The sequence below is a fragment of the Paenibacillus sp. MY03 genome (genome assembly GCF_002165585.1).
Taxonomy (GTDB): Bacteria; Bacillota; Bacilli; order Paenibacillales; family Paenibacillaceae; genus Pristimantibacillus; species Pristimantibacillus agaridevorans.
The window spans coordinates 45,792-63,717 of record NZ_MXQD01000056.1 but is presented as its reverse complement, the minus strand read 5'-3'; the positions used below and the strand labels follow the sequence as shown (position 1 = coordinate 63,717).

9 protein-coding genes are annotated in these 17,926 nt (G+C 45.4%); all 9 read right to left on the bottom strand.

Features of this window, described 5'->3' with window-relative positions; translation table 11 throughout:
• Positions 1-222: 222 nt before the first annotated feature.
• The 9 genes from B1748_RS31040 to B1748_RS31000 all read right to left on the bottom strand — a co-directional run bounded on the left by B1748_RS31040 (position 223) and on the right by B1748_RS31000 (position 17,873).
• Positions 223-1,647, bottom strand: coding sequence for a response regulator transcription factor (locus B1748_RS31040; protein WP_087571840.1), 1,425 nt, complete (start codon positions 1,645-1,647; stop codon positions 223-225).
• Positions 1,640-3,418, bottom strand: a complete 1,779-nt coding sequence (locus B1748_RS31035) for a sensor histidine kinase (RefSeq protein WP_179215910.1) — start codon at positions 3,416-3,418, stop codon at positions 1,640-1,642. Before B1748_RS31035 ends, B1748_RS31040 begins: the two co-directional genes overlap by 8 nt.
• Positions 3,419-3,468: 50 nt before the next feature.
• Entirely contained in the window at positions 3,469-4,920 is a 1,452-nt protein-coding gene (locus tag B1748_RS31030; RefSeq protein WP_087571838.1) for an SGNH/GDSL hydrolase family protein, read from the bottom strand.
• 74 nt (positions 4,921-4,994) lie between these two features.
• Positions 4,995-7,973 (bottom strand): TIM barrel protein, encoded by a 2,979-nt coding sequence (locus B1748_RS31025; protein WP_087571837.1) that lies wholly within the window; start codon positions 7,971-7,973, stop codon positions 4,995-4,997.
• A gap of 80 nt (positions 7,974-8,053) precedes the next feature.
• Positions 8,054-13,102, bottom strand: a complete 5,049-nt coding sequence (locus tag B1748_RS31020) for an S-layer homology domain-containing protein (protein ID WP_087571836.1) — start codon at positions 13,100-13,102, stop codon at positions 8,054-8,056.
• An 18-nt stretch (positions 13,103-13,120) separates the two neighbouring features.
• Positions 13,121-14,278 carry a Gfo/Idh/MocA family protein gene (locus tag B1748_RS31015; protein ID WP_087571835.1) on the bottom strand — a complete coding sequence of 386 codons (1,158 nt, stop codon included), beginning with the start codon at positions 14,276-14,278 and terminating at the stop codon, positions 13,121-13,123.
• A gap of 64 nt (positions 14,279-14,342) precedes the next feature.
• Positions 14,343-15,980: a type 2 periplasmic-binding domain-containing protein gene (locus tag B1748_RS31010; protein ID WP_087571834.1), complete on the bottom strand. Its 1,638-nt coding sequence runs from the start codon at positions 15,978-15,980 to the stop codon at positions 14,343-14,345.
• 57 nt (positions 15,981-16,037) lie between these two features.
• Complete coding sequence (locus B1748_RS31005) at positions 16,038-16,913, bottom strand: carbohydrate ABC transporter permease (RefSeq protein ID WP_087571833.1); 876 nt, start codon at positions 16,911-16,913, stop codon at positions 16,038-16,040.
• Complete coding sequence (locus B1748_RS31000) at positions 16,914-17,873, bottom strand: ABC transporter permease (protein WP_256976053.1); 960 nt, start codon at positions 17,871-17,873, stop codon at positions 16,914-16,916.
• Positions 17,874-17,926: the final 53 nt, after the last annotated feature.

Below are 17,926 nucleotides of genomic sequence, written 5' to 3'. Positions count from 1 at the left end.
TCAAATTGTAAACAGATTGGACGTTACACTACATGAACGTCCCTAAGCATTGTTTGGATAATTCATACCAATTTGATCCGCTCCCACTGCGCCCCCTCTTTACATCTAACATTTGTCCATCCGTAGCTAATATCAGTCCATATGAAATTCCGCGACACAAAAAAAGAGGACCTTCTCCCGTTTAAGAGAAATAGTCCTCTACTACTTTGATTCTGTAAACAGTCATTGATGCTCCGCGCGATACGTGCTCGGAGGTGTGCCTGTAAACCGCTTGAATTGCCTGCTGAAATAGAAATAGTCGTGATAGCCGGCCTTCTCCGCCACCTCCTGAATCGACGTATCGGCCGTTCTCAATAATTGACAGGCATACTCCATCCTTAATTGGGTCAAATGTTCGGTAAAGGTCCTCCCGGTCTCTCGCTTGAACATCTGACTGATATAATTGGCATTGATGTTAAACGATCGGGAAAGGCTCTGAATGGACAAATCCTGGCAAAAGTTTTCGTTGACGAAGTGAAGAATGGACGTAAACGTCCTGTTCTTGATATCCTCAGGTTTAAGGCTTAGTTTGCTTCGGTTTAAACTCTCCGACAATGCCTGCTTTAACTGCCTCACCATGTGCCCCGCATCCGAAAACAAGACGGTCAGCTTGTCATACGACAGCAACAAGGACTCTTCGGATTCTCCAATCCTGTTCAGGAATACGATAGTATCGTTGTATACCGTCAACGCATGCCTGATATTAAGCAACCCCTGGGAGAAGTGCCTCTCGATCCCGTTTAGCGCAGCAAATATCGCGGGCACATCCTGATTTGCAATCGCTCCTACTAGTCGGGTCAGTGCCTTGTCAGGCGCTTCCGTATTTTCCGATTCCAATCTTTCGGCATAATTGCCTACTGTAAAATAATGATAAGCGTCCAGCTCCGCCCTCTCGATCGCTCCCTTCAATCGGGCGACATCCCCGATAACCCCTCCGTCTCCAACAGCTGAACCCGACATCTGAGCATGCGTATACCACTCATCGGCTCGGCCGGGAGGATGATCTGCGATGCAGTACGCATATTTGCGATAACCGATCCGCAAAATTAGCTCACCCAGCGTACCGGGATTTAGAGCCAGGCGCTCCTGCCCGACCGATACAGCCACTCTATAACGTTCCTGCTGCCCGATGCGGATACCAGCCTGCTCCAGTCTGGAGCGCAATTTATCTACGCCCTGATTTGTTGCGTCTTCAAGCAAATCCAGTATTTCTCCTTCGTCAATCGGCCGTGTTTGATCCAACATAGCTGCGGCTTTATGCAGAAAGCCGGAGATCTCAAGTTCATCGAACGGCTTGAGACAATAACCAATCGCGCCAACATTAAGCGCCTTTTGCGCAAAAGCAAACTCGGCGTAGCCGCTGACGATAATAAACAGCGTTGAGGCGTCAACTGCTTTAGCTTTCTTAATGAACTCAAGTCCGTTCATGCCGGGCATGCGAATATCCGTAAAAACCAAATCCGGCTTTAGCTGCTGCACTGCCCGAACCGCATCATCCCCATTGTATGCTTCGCCTACAATCTCAAACCCGCAGGCCTGCCAATCCACGCTAGCCTTTAAGCTTTTAACTACAAATTCCTCATCGTCCACCAGCAACACTTTATGCATATAGCTCCCCCCCGTAAGGCATCAGAATGCTAACCTCCGTGCCGATTCCGAGCATGCTGACAACACGTACACCATATGGATTGCCATAATTTAAACGAATACGGTCGTGGACATTAAACAAACCTATTCCTTCAATATAATCCTCCATCTCTCCAGAAGCTTTAAGTCTTGTCTCGGCCATCAGACGTGCCTGAATATGCTCGAGCGTATCCCGTTTAATGCCCACGCCGCTGTCTTTAACCGCCAGGTAGAGCACATTTTCGCGAACGTAAGCTTCGAATCGCAATTTACAACCGCCTACCTTTGGCTCCATGCCATGAAAAACGGCATTTTCCACAATCGGCTGCAAAATCATACGCGGGACTTTGTAGTCAAGAAGTGTTTGATCGATCTCGTATTCCATCTCGATCCGGTCGCCAAAACGAATCTGCTGAATATACATATAATTTTGTATCATTTGAATCTCTTCGCGAAGGGGTATCCTGTCTGCACCCTTAATGCTGTAGCGGAACACCAGCGCCAGCGCCTTGGAGATTCGAAATATTTTATCGGAACCTTCATCGGCGGCAATGCCTTTAATCGATTCTAATGTGTTATAAAGAAAATGCGGGTTGATCTGACTCTGCAAAAAAGCCAATTCGGATTTTTTCTTAACAAGTTCCGCTTCATACAATCTCACATTGCTTTCGAGCAGTTTGTGAGTCAAATCGTCAATTTCGTCCAGCATCGCATTAAAATGATTGGTTGTGGTCATCATCTCGTAATACCCGTCGAGCTCAATCCGTTTCTTCAACGTCTTCAATGTGCCCGATCTGATCTCTTTCATAAATCTCAACAGCTTCTTGAGCGGATACAAAATATTATTGATAACAAACAAAAAAGGAAAGGCAAGCACCGCTAAAGAAATGCAGAACACCAGCAATTGCTGTCTGCGTATTTCAGCCACTTCGCTTAGGAGCGCGCTCGCCGGTACTTTAATAATGACCCGTCCGCCGAGATCCGGAATTTCCCCTGTACGAATAATATCGCTGTCATCACCATCAAGAAACTGAGCCTCATCATACATGCTCCCTACCGAAATCTCTTCGTTGTTCGTATAAAAAACGACGCCGTTGCGGTCGATCATGTACACTTCGCTGCCGCTCATTCGAATCACTTGTTCTTGTTTCCCCAACATCGCGCTAATGTCTAGTACAAGCAAAAGCGTGCCGATGGGAACCTCTTTGTTTTCGAAATTGGTAATGGAATAAATGCGGGTCCCGGCAATAAAAACATGCCTCATCTTGCTATTAAAAGGAATCGTTTGGAGCGACGAATAATAATACAATTTCCTCTCCGGAATTTCTTCGCGGAACGGCAGCAATTCATTAATGTCGCCGCTGGTATTGAAAACGGTTCCATTATTATCGATCATAGCAATGTCCAATATGCCATCTTTCATATCGATCATATCCCCGATGTAGCTTTTAAGCTGGGTGTATTCCACAAACTTTCTGACGGAATCCGTTTCGTTTAAGTAGCTTTGTACAATCGGCGAATTATAAGAGATTTTTTCCAGGAGACGTTTGACCACATCGCTATTGGAAGCAATGGTCTGGTTAATTTGAGAAATGGATTCCGTCACATATTCGCTATTCTTCTCCTTCATGACTCGGGAGACCTGAATAAAATTGCTTAAAATAATAAAAATCATAACAGCAACCACAAAAAAGGCGAGAATGGACAACTGCTGACCAATCGGCAATTTTTTGAAATATTTCAATGTCTTCACCGCCTCGCCGTTCATCCTATTAAAAATATAACAAAACGCAGGAAATCCCGCTACATAAGTAAATCAATGGCTTGCGAGAGCCGCCTTGCGATAAACTCATTGACGAAAGGTGACGGATGAATGGGGTCGTCGAATAATAGTTCATAATCCAGTATTCCGTCATGCACACAGCTCTCGAAATATTGCGCGAAATCAATAAAACCGGCGCCGCTTGCGCGAGCAAACTCCCTTGCCGATTCGTAGTAATCCTCATAGCGGATAGGAGCCGACGGTTCATTTTGAAACATAATCCGTTTGTCCCCCGGCGTCGTCAGGAAAAGAAAGTCGGTTCGCTTTTTTCCATCCATATTTAGATGTCGGCTTAACTTGTCTGTTAGGTCATGCAAATGGCTAGTAAATACCGCAAGCGGCGTTTGACGAAGATACTCGTTGACAATTGGCGCCTGAATCACGACCAGTGTTGGTGTAAAGGGAACATATCGAAGCAATTGATCCATATGCGCCTGAGACTCATCGTTATAGCTTGGCGTTCCATCCCCCAGCCATTGACCGACCGTATGACCGCCCATCGAAAAATTGCGAACATTGTTGCCGTCGAACACTACGCCACGCAATGCGACAATCGGACATGACAATTGATCGTGCTCCGGTTCGAACGATTTCGCTTTCGTATTCGCGCCAGCCTGGGCAAAACGGAGACGCCCCTTTTGTTTCTGTCCAAAATCGATGCAATAGACGACCTCTGCCTCACCCCCGGCAAAGTATGTATCTATTACAATGCGTTGACCCTGCAAGACTTCGACTTCATCGCCAACGGCGGGAGCATGCCTCCCCGAAACCAGCCGCGTAACCTGAGGATAACCTTCGCGTGGAGGATAAACGTATCCGGCCGCAAGTCCCTTGCTTGCCCCGTAAGGTTCGAAGCTCACCTCCAGTCTCGCTCCCCAGCTACTCGCAACAGCACCGATATAGAGCTTCGTAGCATACGAGGTCATATCCCAATACAGTGCGGATTCCTCCGCCGGACGACTTGGCAATGCGATCAACTCTTCGCTGAACTTGTGATCCGTAGCCAGGTAACCCCAGATTTCGCGATCATCCTGCTCGCTGGCTCTAGGCGCATAGATACCTGCAGCGTCGTATTTATCACTGATTGGGCGTGTCATCCGTACAACCTTACCGCCCCCGCTGACTGGAGCGAATCCTGCCAACGGATGGCTAGATTCTACCTGACCTGAATCTGCTACATACCATCCGTATTTGCCAATGATATGTTGGCGCAGCTTGCTGAAGAAACCATTACTATAGGGGGCCGCCATATGAGGGCGGCTGGCCGAATGATCATCATATTCCGGCGAGCCCTGGCCCCATCCGTGGCTGTCCCCCAGCAGCAGCACTTCGGTATCCGTTGTCACATGCGTTCTGCGTCTCCCTGTTAGCGAAGGGAAGTTTTCCGCCGTCAAATTGCATGCATATTTCGCAAAAAAGTGGAGTTCATCCATCGTTAGTTCTCCTCTGTTTTTTGCTTTATCTTACTGTCTCTTTCGATTAATTGTCAACAATCTACTGTTTTCAATTACCATGTTTTTATATCTAAGTACACTTCGTTCCAGTTGTCATAGAGCGCATCCTGACACACGAAATCCAATACCCCTTCAGCCATAGACGATTTAGAGTAGGTGTGTATAAGCTCAGCTAGTTGTTCATCTGACTGATAAAGCGGACAATGCTTATCAAAATATTGACCGTAGTCATCTCTTCCAGGAACACTTAGCAGGAGGCCGCCAATATCATCCTTGTACTTAGCCAGCGCAGCTGCGGGCTGTTCGCCTAATGCAATACTATGTGCCAGATTAAAGGCAAACTTAAGGTTATGAATCTGCAACTTTTTCACGAAACTTACAGTCTCCTCGGTAGATTTCAACAGTCGGCCCTTCGTGCCATTTTGAAGATAAATAGTAATCCCATATTTCGCAGCATCTGCACAAATCCCCTTCAGCGAGGCTGCCATCTGTTCTACCGCATCTTCTACAGTAATATGATTTTCGGCATTGCGATGCAAAATGAAGATCGCCCTTTTACAGCCCAATAATGCAGCCTTCTCGAACGTTAACACAATTGATTTCCTACCTTCTTCATAACGGTCTTTAATGTTATTCAAAAGCGACAGCTGCGGATAATGATTAAGCATGCTAGAGAAATCAATAATGACTTCAACCTTGTATCGTCGTATAGACGATGCTTCCTGTCGCAGCCACTCCATATCCTTCTCAATGAAATAAGAAGCATCCAGCTTAACACCCTGAAAGTGATGCTTGAACGTAGGTTTGGTCAATAGCTCTGTCTTCAAGGAACTAATGTTTCTGATTGCCAGAAACTTGCCTTGCGTAGAATCAGCAGGGAAGCTTACTTCTTGTGTTTGAAACGTCCATTCACTAGCTTTCAAGCGGAATATTCGAATATCTGCTGGTTTAATCGCCATGCTTCCCGAACCTTCTTCAGCGTTCTCCTCATGTTGGAATTCCTTCGCATAGTATCCGATCAAATCCTCCGGCAAGGCTGGAATTGGCAGCTCAGATTCTATCGAAAATCCATACTTATTGCTAACAAAATCAAACATTTGAGTAGAGGAGCTATTATTCACAATCGCCGCTAAAAAGGAGCCGTCTTCACAAGTATTCACTATGCATTGAAGGCTCCTATTCGTTATCTCAACCATTTTCATTTCATTTAAGCAGCTTCCTAGATATTGCTTGACTGTGGATAGGAAATCATAGTACATAGGCAAATCTTTACCATCAACATTGTCTGCTGCGGTCATAATTTTCTCTGTAACGATATCTTCACCTACAAGATATTTGGTTTCTCTCTCCTCCAGCTTGCACTCCTGCAATTTGTTCATGTTCAGCCCGAAGGGAGAAGCAATAAAGCTAACCTTGCCCTGCTTCAAGGCATTGCATACAATGAATGGCGTTCCTGTATCCGACAATCGAGCAACAATTTCCACTCCATCATTGGGTTCGATGCTGTATGCTTCAAATGCTTTTTCCTCAAAATCCTTACTTCTGAATTGGATCGTCTCATCCGAAGTGTAAGCTTGCAGCTCCCCTAGCTTTTTGATTCCGACAAAGTCTAATACCTGATTCACGTACTCCTGAGGCAGTTGAGCTGATAGAATGACATCTGCAGTCGCAATCAAATGCCCTCCGCCTTCTACAAATCCACGGAGCTTATCATAAAGCTCTACATCCAGAGTGACTTTGCCAGCTAAAATAATCGTGTGATAGCTGTTCAATATTTGCTGATCCGCATCCGAGAAAATGACATCCGTCATATCTCCATACGGTGTAGCAGTCAGAAAGCCTCTCTCATCACGATAGAAGCCTGAATTTTCGTAGCCAGGAAATAGCATTGTAAACAAAGCATGCGTCTGATAATCGCCTTCCTCATAAGGAAGATTCCCCCACACCTTGTAGTATTCATGGGTATATAGATGTCTTGGCGGTGTCCAGCCATTAAAGAAGTCCATCAACACTGCAGCTGGCGTGTACATTATGCCAGGATATCCATTATTAGCAACGAATTGGACAGCCTCGGTTTGAATTTGTCCAATTGGTGTTAGCTTAGTTCCGGTATCATCCTCGCTATCCGGCATCGTAAAGCCCCATTCCAAGCCAAGAATATCGCAATTGTACATGTATTCAATGTAAATAAGTCTGCGCAGCAGGCTTAAGCTAGTCCCCGCATCGGGTCCAAATTCGTAGCCATTCTCCACACCTGCTCTTTCATAATCCTTGTAGCCAAAGCGATTCCAAATTGAAGCATTGCCGAACCATAACAGACCGTATTGCTTTCCTGCCCCTCTTAAATAGGAGTACCATATGTTGGCATTCGGGAGCGCCTGCGCTGTTTCCGCTCCGATTATAATAGCGTTGCCTTCCTTGGCAAAATAATGACAAAAGGTCAAAGAACAGACGACAGATGTCTGATTATCAAAATGATTCCCAAGCTGCTCGAAATGACGCTGAAAGTGTAAATACTGACTCTTCCTGTTACTATCTACCGGACAAATCATTGGCGTATAAGCACCAATATATCGCCCATCCTGCTCACCATTATCGAAGCCCATGAACTTGCTGCCCAAAGACTTCCTAAGATAAGCGGCGGCTTGCTCCGGCACTTCATACTCACCCCATGACGACCGGTTTGAGAACGAGCCCGGCACATATCCCCAAATATCAAAGATATAAAGTCCTCTGTCCTTAACCTCATCAATAAAAGAATTCAAATTTGAAGCATACAAAAATTTATAAAACAACCACAAAATCTCTCCAAGCTTATAGTGCTTCGTATAAAGGTCTAGTTGTTGATTGAAGTCTTTAATAGCTCCCTCATCGTCTAATTCCATTGCCCGCATAGCTGAAAAATGAATTTTGTTCCCTAAGTCACTGCGCGTAACCGCCTTTGCAAATCTTCTTTTATATTCAATATGATTTTCCGGTTCCACTGTAAATACACGAATGTAAGACGTTGATCGATCTTTTAAATCTCCCACGTAGATCCTCCTCGTTACCCAATAAGTTATTTATTAAAACCACCCTGAATATGAATCACATTCAGGGTGGCTCCATTCTGTTACTCCACTTGAGCGTCCAGTAATCGGAGTATGACGGTCAATGCTTCTGCTCTGGTCGCTAATCCGTTGGGATTAAACCTATTGTCTAACTGTCCTTTCATAATTCCGGCCTGTTTGGCAGCTGCAACAGCTGCCTTACCCCAAGCCGGAATATCCTGATCATCTGCAAACCCCATTGTCGACACGGCCTCGAGCGATAAGCCCAATGCTTTGGCTGCGATTACCGCCATCTCCAATCGTGTCATAATGGCATTCGGACGGAAGGTATTGTCCTCATAACCCGAGATGAGTCCAGCCTCAACAGCCTGGGTAATGGCTTGCTCCGCCCATGCTGCAATAGCGCTTGCATCTGAGAAGAATATGCTTGTACCCTGTGACTCAAGCTTTAATCCGCGCATAAGCATGACAGTAAATTCTGTACGGGTCACCTGCTGCTTCGGTTTAAACGTACGATCCGAATAGCCCGTCACGATTCCACGGTTAATCGCATCTTGTATGCCTGCCTCTGCCCAATGACCTGCCACATCACTAAACGACTGTGCATGCGTTGGTGTTGCTGTTAGCGTCGGTGTTGTTGGCACCGTAGCTGTTGATGTCGGGGTTGGCGTCGGTGTCGGCCCTGGTGTTGCTGTTGGCCTTGGTATTGCTGTTGGCCCTGGTGTCGATGTCGGACATGGCGTAGCTGTCGGCTCTGGTGTCGTCCTAATATCCCCTTCTGCCAACTGCAGCAGCTTAAAGCCAAGCACCTGATTATTGTTATCTACTTCATAGACACCTACATACATCCCTGCACTAACACCAAATAGATTGGCGCCTGACGTATACGGATTCGTTACTCCTGCTCCTATCGGTGCAGGATTGCCTATGAAAGGTGTAACAATCGGATGAAATGAAAATTGAATGACCAGCTTATTGCCCGCTGCGACTACAGCGTTGAAACGACTTGTTCCCATTGCACTTCCCTGCGCTACTGTCGCAGCTAATTCCGGTGCCGGGGTCGGCTTTATATCGTCGATTGTCAGCTGTAGAAGCTTAAAGCCAAGCACCTGATTACTGTTATTTACTTCATAAACGCCTATATATTGACCTGCGCTTACTCCGCTTATGTCTGCACCTGATGTATACGATTGTATGACTCCAGCTCCTGCAGGCGCTAAATCGCCAATGTACGGTACGACTATGCTATCAGAAGACAGTTGAATAACAAGCTGATTGCCCAACCTTGCAACAGCTTCTACCTTGCTCGTCTGGACGGCATTGCCCTGAGACACCGTGGCAGACAATTCCTTAGCAGGAACCGGTGCGGCTTTAATATTTTCTTTTGTAAGCTGCAGCAGCTTAAAACCTGCCACCTGGTTGCTGCTATCCACTTCATAGACCCCTACATACATACCTGCGCTTACATCGCTAATATCCGTTCCCGATAGATAAGGGTCAGTAATCCCTGCTCCCACAGGTGCAAGATCGCCTGCATTAGGCACGCTCATGCTGCGTTCAGACAGTTTGAGCACCAGACGATTTCCTGCATCAACGGCTGCTTGAATAGCTGTGCTTCCAGTTGCCGAACCTATGATAGCCTGAGCCTCTATAGCTGATACAGGGTTAGACTCCGGATTTGAAATGGATATAGAAGCATTATCAAAGGCAGCTTCTGCATCTCCCCAAACCGTAAAGCCGGTTTTACCTGCAAGGATTGGCTGCTCTTGGCCCGGATGTGTTAATTCTCCATAATACACATCAATGTTATCGATCCTAATCCATACATTCTGATCGATGTATTCGATATCGATCTGATGCCACTCGCCATCCCCCGTATTTGACGCAGAAAATGACCGCTCAACCCATTCTTCCAAATCTTCATTAAATGTTCGCATCCTGACAGCGCCACCGGACTGAAAGCCGATCCATGTGTACGATTCCGGAGAGGCATAGCGGAGAACTGCGCCTGCTCCCCCTGAGCCCGTAAACTTCATCTTAAAGGAGTAAATGCCGTCCTCAACCATTGGAGAGTTGTTGTCAATAGCTAGAAACTCCCCACCCTGAATCTGTAGTTCCCCATTGGAAACAACTAACTGCGAGAGCTGATTACCTTTCACAATTTGCAAATCATCCTCAAGATTATCGTTAAAATCCCTTGTGTACTGCTCGGCGCCATAGATTTCAAACTCGCTAATTTTCGGTGAATTTGATTCCGCTCCAGTAATGACAAGCCTAATTTTATTCGTAAAAACAGTATCCGTTTCTATGACAGTCAGTGGAATATTCGTACCACTATACAGCGGCAGGAATTTACCCCATGGCGCTGAGAAATAATCGATTCGGAAGGAGGTTACTTTGTCGTCATCCGCCCCGACTTCCTGGATAACGAATTTGTTGATCGGCGAGTACTCGCCTAGATCATACTCCACCCAGGCTTCACCATCTGCCATATCAACACTGCCTACTGAAGTGTTAATATTGGGAGTCCAATAACTGCTTTGAACACCATCTGCTGTGAAGGCTCCTAATACTACTGCTTGATAGGTAATCGTCCCTTGACTATCAATCATTGTAGATGTCATGTCCTTAAGAACGGTAGTCCAGTCTCCGTCAGGAGCGTTTTCATTCGTAATGGTTCTAAACTCAGTACCTGTATACGATTGAGTTGTGCTATTATATCCATCCTCCGTATGCGATGATGCCGTAACCTTGGCATGCAGACTAAGATTTGTACCATGAATGACCTCACGATTATTGCTATTAGATGGTACAAGAACATAACCTGTTAATGCTTTCGTGTTAAGCGTTACCTGACCACTATTCACATAAATCGTATCTACGTAGCTTCTTCCTTCAGAGGTCAATTCAAATAAATCAAGCGTACCATAGCTGCTCCAGCCTCCTGGAAGTTTCCATGTATTGGCATGACCTGCCTCTACACCATAAACAAATATACGATCCGTACCATCAAACGCTGGTATAAAGCGATCGGTACCTCTTGCTATAACAACATCATCATTAGTCACTGTAATCTTTTGGGTTGCTTTGTCATACTCGTAGATGACGCTATCTCCCCACCGTGTATAGGTACGAGTTTCCGTATCTTCATATTCTTGGATCCCATATTGAGCTAAATAACCGTTAAGCAAGCTGTACAAAAATGTCATCTTCGTAAGTGCAATTGCACTTCGGTTTTGGTCATATCCAATATTCATATTTCCATTTCTTTCTGTATCACTGTATATCGTACCCCAAATATAATCCTGCGGCTGAGTTTGATAGGTACGCGTAGAGTGGAATACCGTTTTCCCTGCATTGATAAAGCTATCAAGCACGGCCGGCGCACGATTTTCTACCTTAAAGATATATCCCCCATTAAGTCGCTTCTCAGCATCGTAATATTCAGTAGCTGCGTAAGTACCAAGAGCCGCCCAATGATCAATTTCTCTCTTTTTGGCATAACGTTCTTCCGCCTTCCCATACTCACCCTTAGGATAATCGATCATGACATCCTGATAGATAATTAGCGGCGACCAGAAACGATCTACAAAATCATCCTGGCGGTTAAATGGATAACCCGCCTTCACATCCGTATAATGGCTAATCTGGTATGCATCCCAACCAAATACAGTAGTACCATATTGTAAGCCGTCTGTTGCGATTTCCGCATTTCCATAAATATGCGGAGTATTCCCTCTCAAATAGGCATTACTATTCGTCGTCATATCCGTCATATTCACGTGGAAAGATAAGTCTCCGCCATAGACTTCCATAGCTGATTTGGCTTCAGCCATCTTGGCATCCGTTCCCAGTGCCGGATTGTAATAAATCTCATTTATACTAGGCCAGCCATAATCATGTCCCCGCCCATTCCAACCGACATATTCATAGGATTGTTTCCCAACCCCATCCGTCATATTAAAGGTTTGTCTTTGAGCTTCCTCCAAATGATCCAAGCTGCTATTCACTACTGTAAAGCCCTTAAAGGTGGAGGATAACCCGCCTGGACCCGGAAATGCTCCATGCGTCTGATGCCAGTTTCCACCATTAAAGAATTCTCTTAATACCTCAGGCATTTGCGGAATCTGCTCTCTGATCCATAGAGCACCATCCTGCCAATCCACTTGACCATTGTTGTTGCTGTCCTGGCCTATATGAATTTGACTTTCATACCATACCTCATTCAGTACTCCTAATTCACTCTCATTCTGTGGACGATGGCCATCAACCAATCTGTGATAATAAACGCCATCATAAATATCCGCCGTCTTTGCGGCATTGTCATTATAACGAAGCCGCATCGTATAAGGACGATCAAAAGAGCTCGGCGTATAGACGCCTCCAACAGCTTTATCGTTCCATACAAATGCGTAAGCAACCTGCTCCATAAAATGCCTATCCCTAAATAAATCAGAATTATAAACGATATACGCATCGTACATATCCTGCAATGTCCATATAAAGTCACTTGTTTGATTATAGGTATAGCCCAAGGTAGGCGATTGAACTCCGCCTATATTGGATACTGCAACTCCAGTGTCAGCCATAGTGCCATCATTGACACTCATAATCGGATACTTTAATTGCACACGGAACGGAGCGCTTGCATCATCACCGGTAATTTCCGTGATTTTCTTGGTCAACGTCGTCCCTTCAACCATGAATAGATATTTTAACGTAACCGCTCTCATTGTTAACGGACCAGCTCCATCAAGATCCACGTCATTGACCGTAACGATATATTCCGCGCTATTGGCTGACTCTACAGCAAACGTAACTGACGCTGCATAATCGACATCGTTGATCGATATTCGATAATCTGAAACGTTAGCCTGTGGTTCGCTTCCCTCGATAAAACCATTGTTGTCTTTTAGGGTGTACGTAATAACTTGGGGATAATTCGGATCCAGTTCCACGACCAGAGCATTACTTTCTATCGTATTGCCTATGGGCAAATCCTCATCTGCAGCATACGTCGGCTGGATACTTCCTAGTGATAATGCAAGCAGTGAAAATGAAAGAAATCCGGCGAGATCTTTCCTTATTCTAATCCACTTTAAACCTCTCATCTTGCAACCTCCCAATAGTTATTCCCATGCTATTGTCTTAAAGGTATGTGTTTCTGATGAATGGGTCGCTTTCAAACACATTAAGGCGCTTAGGAGACCATCATTTAACGGGGTTCCCGACTTCTCTTCTCCTTTCATTACCTGGATAAAGTTATGGACAAGAATGGCATCACCACCCCCATGGGACATCTGCGAGGAGTCCAATTGATACGTTTCGACCCTGGGCGTATTATGCATATAGACTTTTATCGCTTCCGTATAGAAATCAAATTCTAATGTACCCTTGTAGCCCAGCAGTCTGGCTCCTCTTGCTTCTGCGCCTTTTCTAGCAAAAAAGTTCTGAGAATAGCTCACATGCATGCCGGTTTCATACTGAATGATCGCACTGCCAGAATCCTCATTGCCCGTGTCCGTGGCGAATGAGCACATCTCCCCCTGAATGTACATATCTGGCTCGGACTTGATATGCTTAAGCACATAAGGGCTTTCCGGACAGCTCTTGTATTCCTCGCAGTCTTTGCAATATAACCCCGCAGGCTTCTTGCCCTTAAAGATCTGCTTGGATTTCATCGCGCAAATCGCGACCGGCTTAATGCCGAGCAGGTGGTTGATATAGTCAAAGTCGTGCGTAGACTTCTGGAGAAACAACCCTCCCGTTTCCTTCTCGTCTCTATACCAATCATGGAAGTAGACGCCGCCATAGGGCACATTATTGATCGCCTGCACATGCTCGATCGTTCCTAGCTTGCCTGAATCCACGATTTCTTTCGCCGTTCTTACAAGTGCCGTATTTCTTAATGGGAAGGAAACAATGACCTCGCTCGCAGAGCGTTCGGCGGCTTCTTTGAGCGAAAGCAGATCCACCATCGTTGTGGCTACGGGCTTCTCCAGGTACAGGGGCAAATTACGCTGCAATACTTTCTTCGCCATTACCGTGTGCAGGGAGCATCTCGTTCCGATTAATACGCCATCCAGTTGCTCCTTGTCCAGCATCTCATCCGCATCCGTATACATCGCTATGTCTGCAATGTCTCTCCCTTTGGCGGCTAGCTGCGCACTCACCTTGCTCCAGTTAATATCCGTAATGGCTGTCAGCTTAACCTCCTCGTTGGATGCAAGTAAATATTCCACGATGTTCTGAATTCTAAGACCGTATCCAATGACACCTATACGCATGATGATTCTCCTTCTTATAAAAAGGGGGATGCAGCATTATGATCTCGACCGCATCCCCTTCATCTTAGTTGATCCCTAGCTCCGCTGCCTTAGCGTTTACCTCGGCAATGGCTTCTTGAAGCCCCTTGGCATCATAACTTTTAACCGCATTCTGCCACATCGTAACTGCATCTTCTTTGCCCAAAATGACCTTGTACAGATCATCCATAGCCGTAGCCGTTAATCCGCCAATGGCGTCTTTGGCAGGAGTGGATAGTAGCAGGACATCAAAGTTGATAGGGATTGGCGTACCCTCTGCCTTTAATTTGTTAAACGTATCGATTTGCAATTGCTCGTATGCAGCCATCGTAGGATTCGTATTTACCGTTTGTTTGCCGGAATAGATAAAGCCTTGATTCCATGCTCCCAGGTAGGAAATGACGCTGATAATCGGATATTTCTGTGCCAGAGATTCGTCCTGAGTAAGCAATGAGACCGCCTTTCCGCCTTCCATCTTGTAATCTACGCCTTCAATGCCGTTTTTAACAAGCACGGCAAACTCCTCGGAGGCCATATAATCAATCAGTTGCAGGGCGCGGTCGAATTTGACGTCATCCAGATCGGCTCTAAAGAACATTTCCGACCAGTATGGCGTTTCCGCAAACGTATATTTTTTTCCGTCTGCTGCCGGCCACATGGACATAAGACCGATTCCATCTGCCGCGGTCACTCCCGGGTTCGCTTTCTCGAACTGATTCAACAGATCAAGGCTGGTAGGGCCTCCATATACGGCGAATGCCTGCCCGTTCAAGAACTTATTCGGACCGTCTCCAACCTTCTGAATCGCAAAATCCTTATCCAGAATTCCTTGCTCATATAAAGATCTAAGCTCTTGCACGCCTTGATTCACCTTCGATGAGACATAAGAAGGTATCCACCTGTTGTCTTCTTTCACCCAAGATTTAATATTGGCCATCTCAGGGTAGCTGCCAAGGAAGTGGGTAAGTAAAGTCTGATTGTTATTTACAGCCAAACCTACAGCGTTAGGATGTTTGGCCAATACGGCCTTGGTCATAGCCACAAATTCGTCGAAGCTCTTGGGATCGGATGTATATCCCGCCTCGGCAGCCCAATCCTTGCGATATCTAATGGGTCTGTCCAACACCCAATCATCTGAGTTATCATAGGTCAGCCTTGGAATCATGTAATATTTCCCGTCTAATTTCAACGGCTGTACAGAAGGAAGTTCCAAGATCTTGGCCAGATTTGGGTATTTGCTCATATCCTCGGGAAGCGGTTTTATAATACCTTGCTCCGCCCACGTCACATAAAGACCGGGGTCATCCGTTACCAAATTATTGACGAACATATCAGGCAACTGATTGGAAGTGGCCCAAATTTTATACTTCTCAGTCCAATCATCCCAGGTTACCTGAACCGGTTTAAGCGTCAAATTAAACTTTTCCTGCATGTTGTTCGCAATTGTGTCGTTTTTTGCGCCTGGATCGTCAAAGCCTTCTTGAATATTCCAGGTTGAAACGGTAAGCTCTATCTTTTCCGCATTGGGATCTGACGTGGGAGCTGCAGTTTCACCAGACTCATTGTTGCTGGTTGTCGGGGCCGTTGATGCCGCCGGTTGGTTTCCGTTATTACTACAAGCCGAAACCACTAGGACTAACAACAAGCTTAGCAATACAGACGATTTTATAACCTGCCTTTTCATTGTGGATCCTCCCTTTTATTTTCTTATAATCTTGTATAATAATAGCTTTCGCTAGTATTAACCTTTGATAGAACCGATCATGATGCCAGAGGCGAAGTACTTCTGGATAAATGGGTACACCACGATAATAGGTACGGCAGAAATAATGATCATCGCGGATTTAACAGAGTCTCCATAGATATTTTTAATACCTGCCGCAAGCTGTGCTCCTGCCGTATTATTAAGGATTTGATTGACATTGGCAATCGCATTTCTTAACACAAGCTGAAGGGGATACAGCTTCGAATCATTGAGGAACAGCATAGGCAGCCACCACTCATTCCAGCGTTCAACTGCGTAGAACAACATCATTGTAAAAATAATGGGCAATGACACCGGGACCACAATTCGCATTAAAATCAAGATGTCATTCGCGCCGTCCATCTTGGCGGACTCTTCCAGCTCAGGCGAGATGCCATTAAAAAAGTTTTTCATAAGAATTAGGTTAAAAGCGTTAACAGCTACGGGAAGAATCATGACTAGCAAATTATTTTGCATGTGAAGCTTTTGAAGAAGCAAATACGTAGGGATTAGTCCGCCTGAGAAAAACATCGTAACAATGATCGCATTAAAGACAAAGTTTCTCCCTGGCAATGTTTTTTTGGATAATGCATAGGCCCCTGTCGTCGTAACGATCAAGCTCACCGCAGTTCCCAGTACCGTTACAATGACCGATATAAACAGCCCTCTCGTCACTTTGCCTTCCATAAACAAGTACTTATAAGAAGATAGATCAAACTGCTTCGGCAATAGAAATACCTTGCCGCCTCCAAAATCGCTAATGGTGGAAAAGGATAACATAAGCGTCTGGTAAAAAGGAAATAAAGCAAGAACAGCGCCGAGTCCGAGGAATAGGGTAATGGATACATCAATGACACTAAATCTGCGCTTCACCTACAATCCCTCCTCTTTCCAAACGACCTTAACGATATAATTAGCTCCAAACAAAAAGGCAAAATTTATGACTGACTTCAACACTCCCACCGTCGTTGAAAATCCGAATCCGGTCGAATCCAGGAAGGCGCTTCGATAAACAAAGGTATCTATAATATCCACATGGCTATAAACGATAGGGTTATAGAGATTAAAGATCTGATCGAATCCGCCGTTCATTAGATTCCCCACGGCCAGGATGAGCAGGATCGCCGCTGTCGTCTTTACAACCGGCCACGTAATCGCCTTCATCTGCTGGAACCTGTTCGCGCCGTCTATGGAGGCTGCCTCATACAGCTCGGGGTTTATACTAGCGATTGTCGCCAAATACAAAATGGATGACCACCCGGCCTCCTTCCATATACTTGAGAGGAATATCATCGCTGTAAAGCTGTTAGGATCGGTTAATACTGATTTTTTCTCCAATCCAAATGTAACAAGGAGTTGATTCCATAAACCTTGATCACTGAAGATACCGATAATAATACCGCTTAAGACAACCCAGCTTATGAAATGCGGAAAAGTAAACACGGTTTGGAAAATCCGTTTCAGCTTGCTTTTGGATATTTCATTCAGCAACAAGGCCAGAATAATGGGAACCGGGAATTCGATGACCAGTCGACCCAAACTGATTAAGACCGTGTTTCGGAAAGCTCCAATAAAATCGGGATTGCCCAGAACGGCCCTGAAATTCTCGAAGTTGTTCCAGGGACTGCCCATAATCCCTTTGGCGTAATTAAAATCCTTAAAGGCAAGAACGGCCCCGTACATAGGAGCATAAGCAAATACAGCAAAGTAGATCACAACAGGGGCCAAAAGAATATAGAAGTACTTATGTCTAATAATCTCCTTCAGCAATCGATTTTTCGGATTTCGCAGTACGCCGCTGCTTCGGTCCATCATTTGTATAAGTTTTGCCAATAGAAATTCACCACGCTTGCTTTTATTTTGTCTGTAATCAAAGTATAAATAAA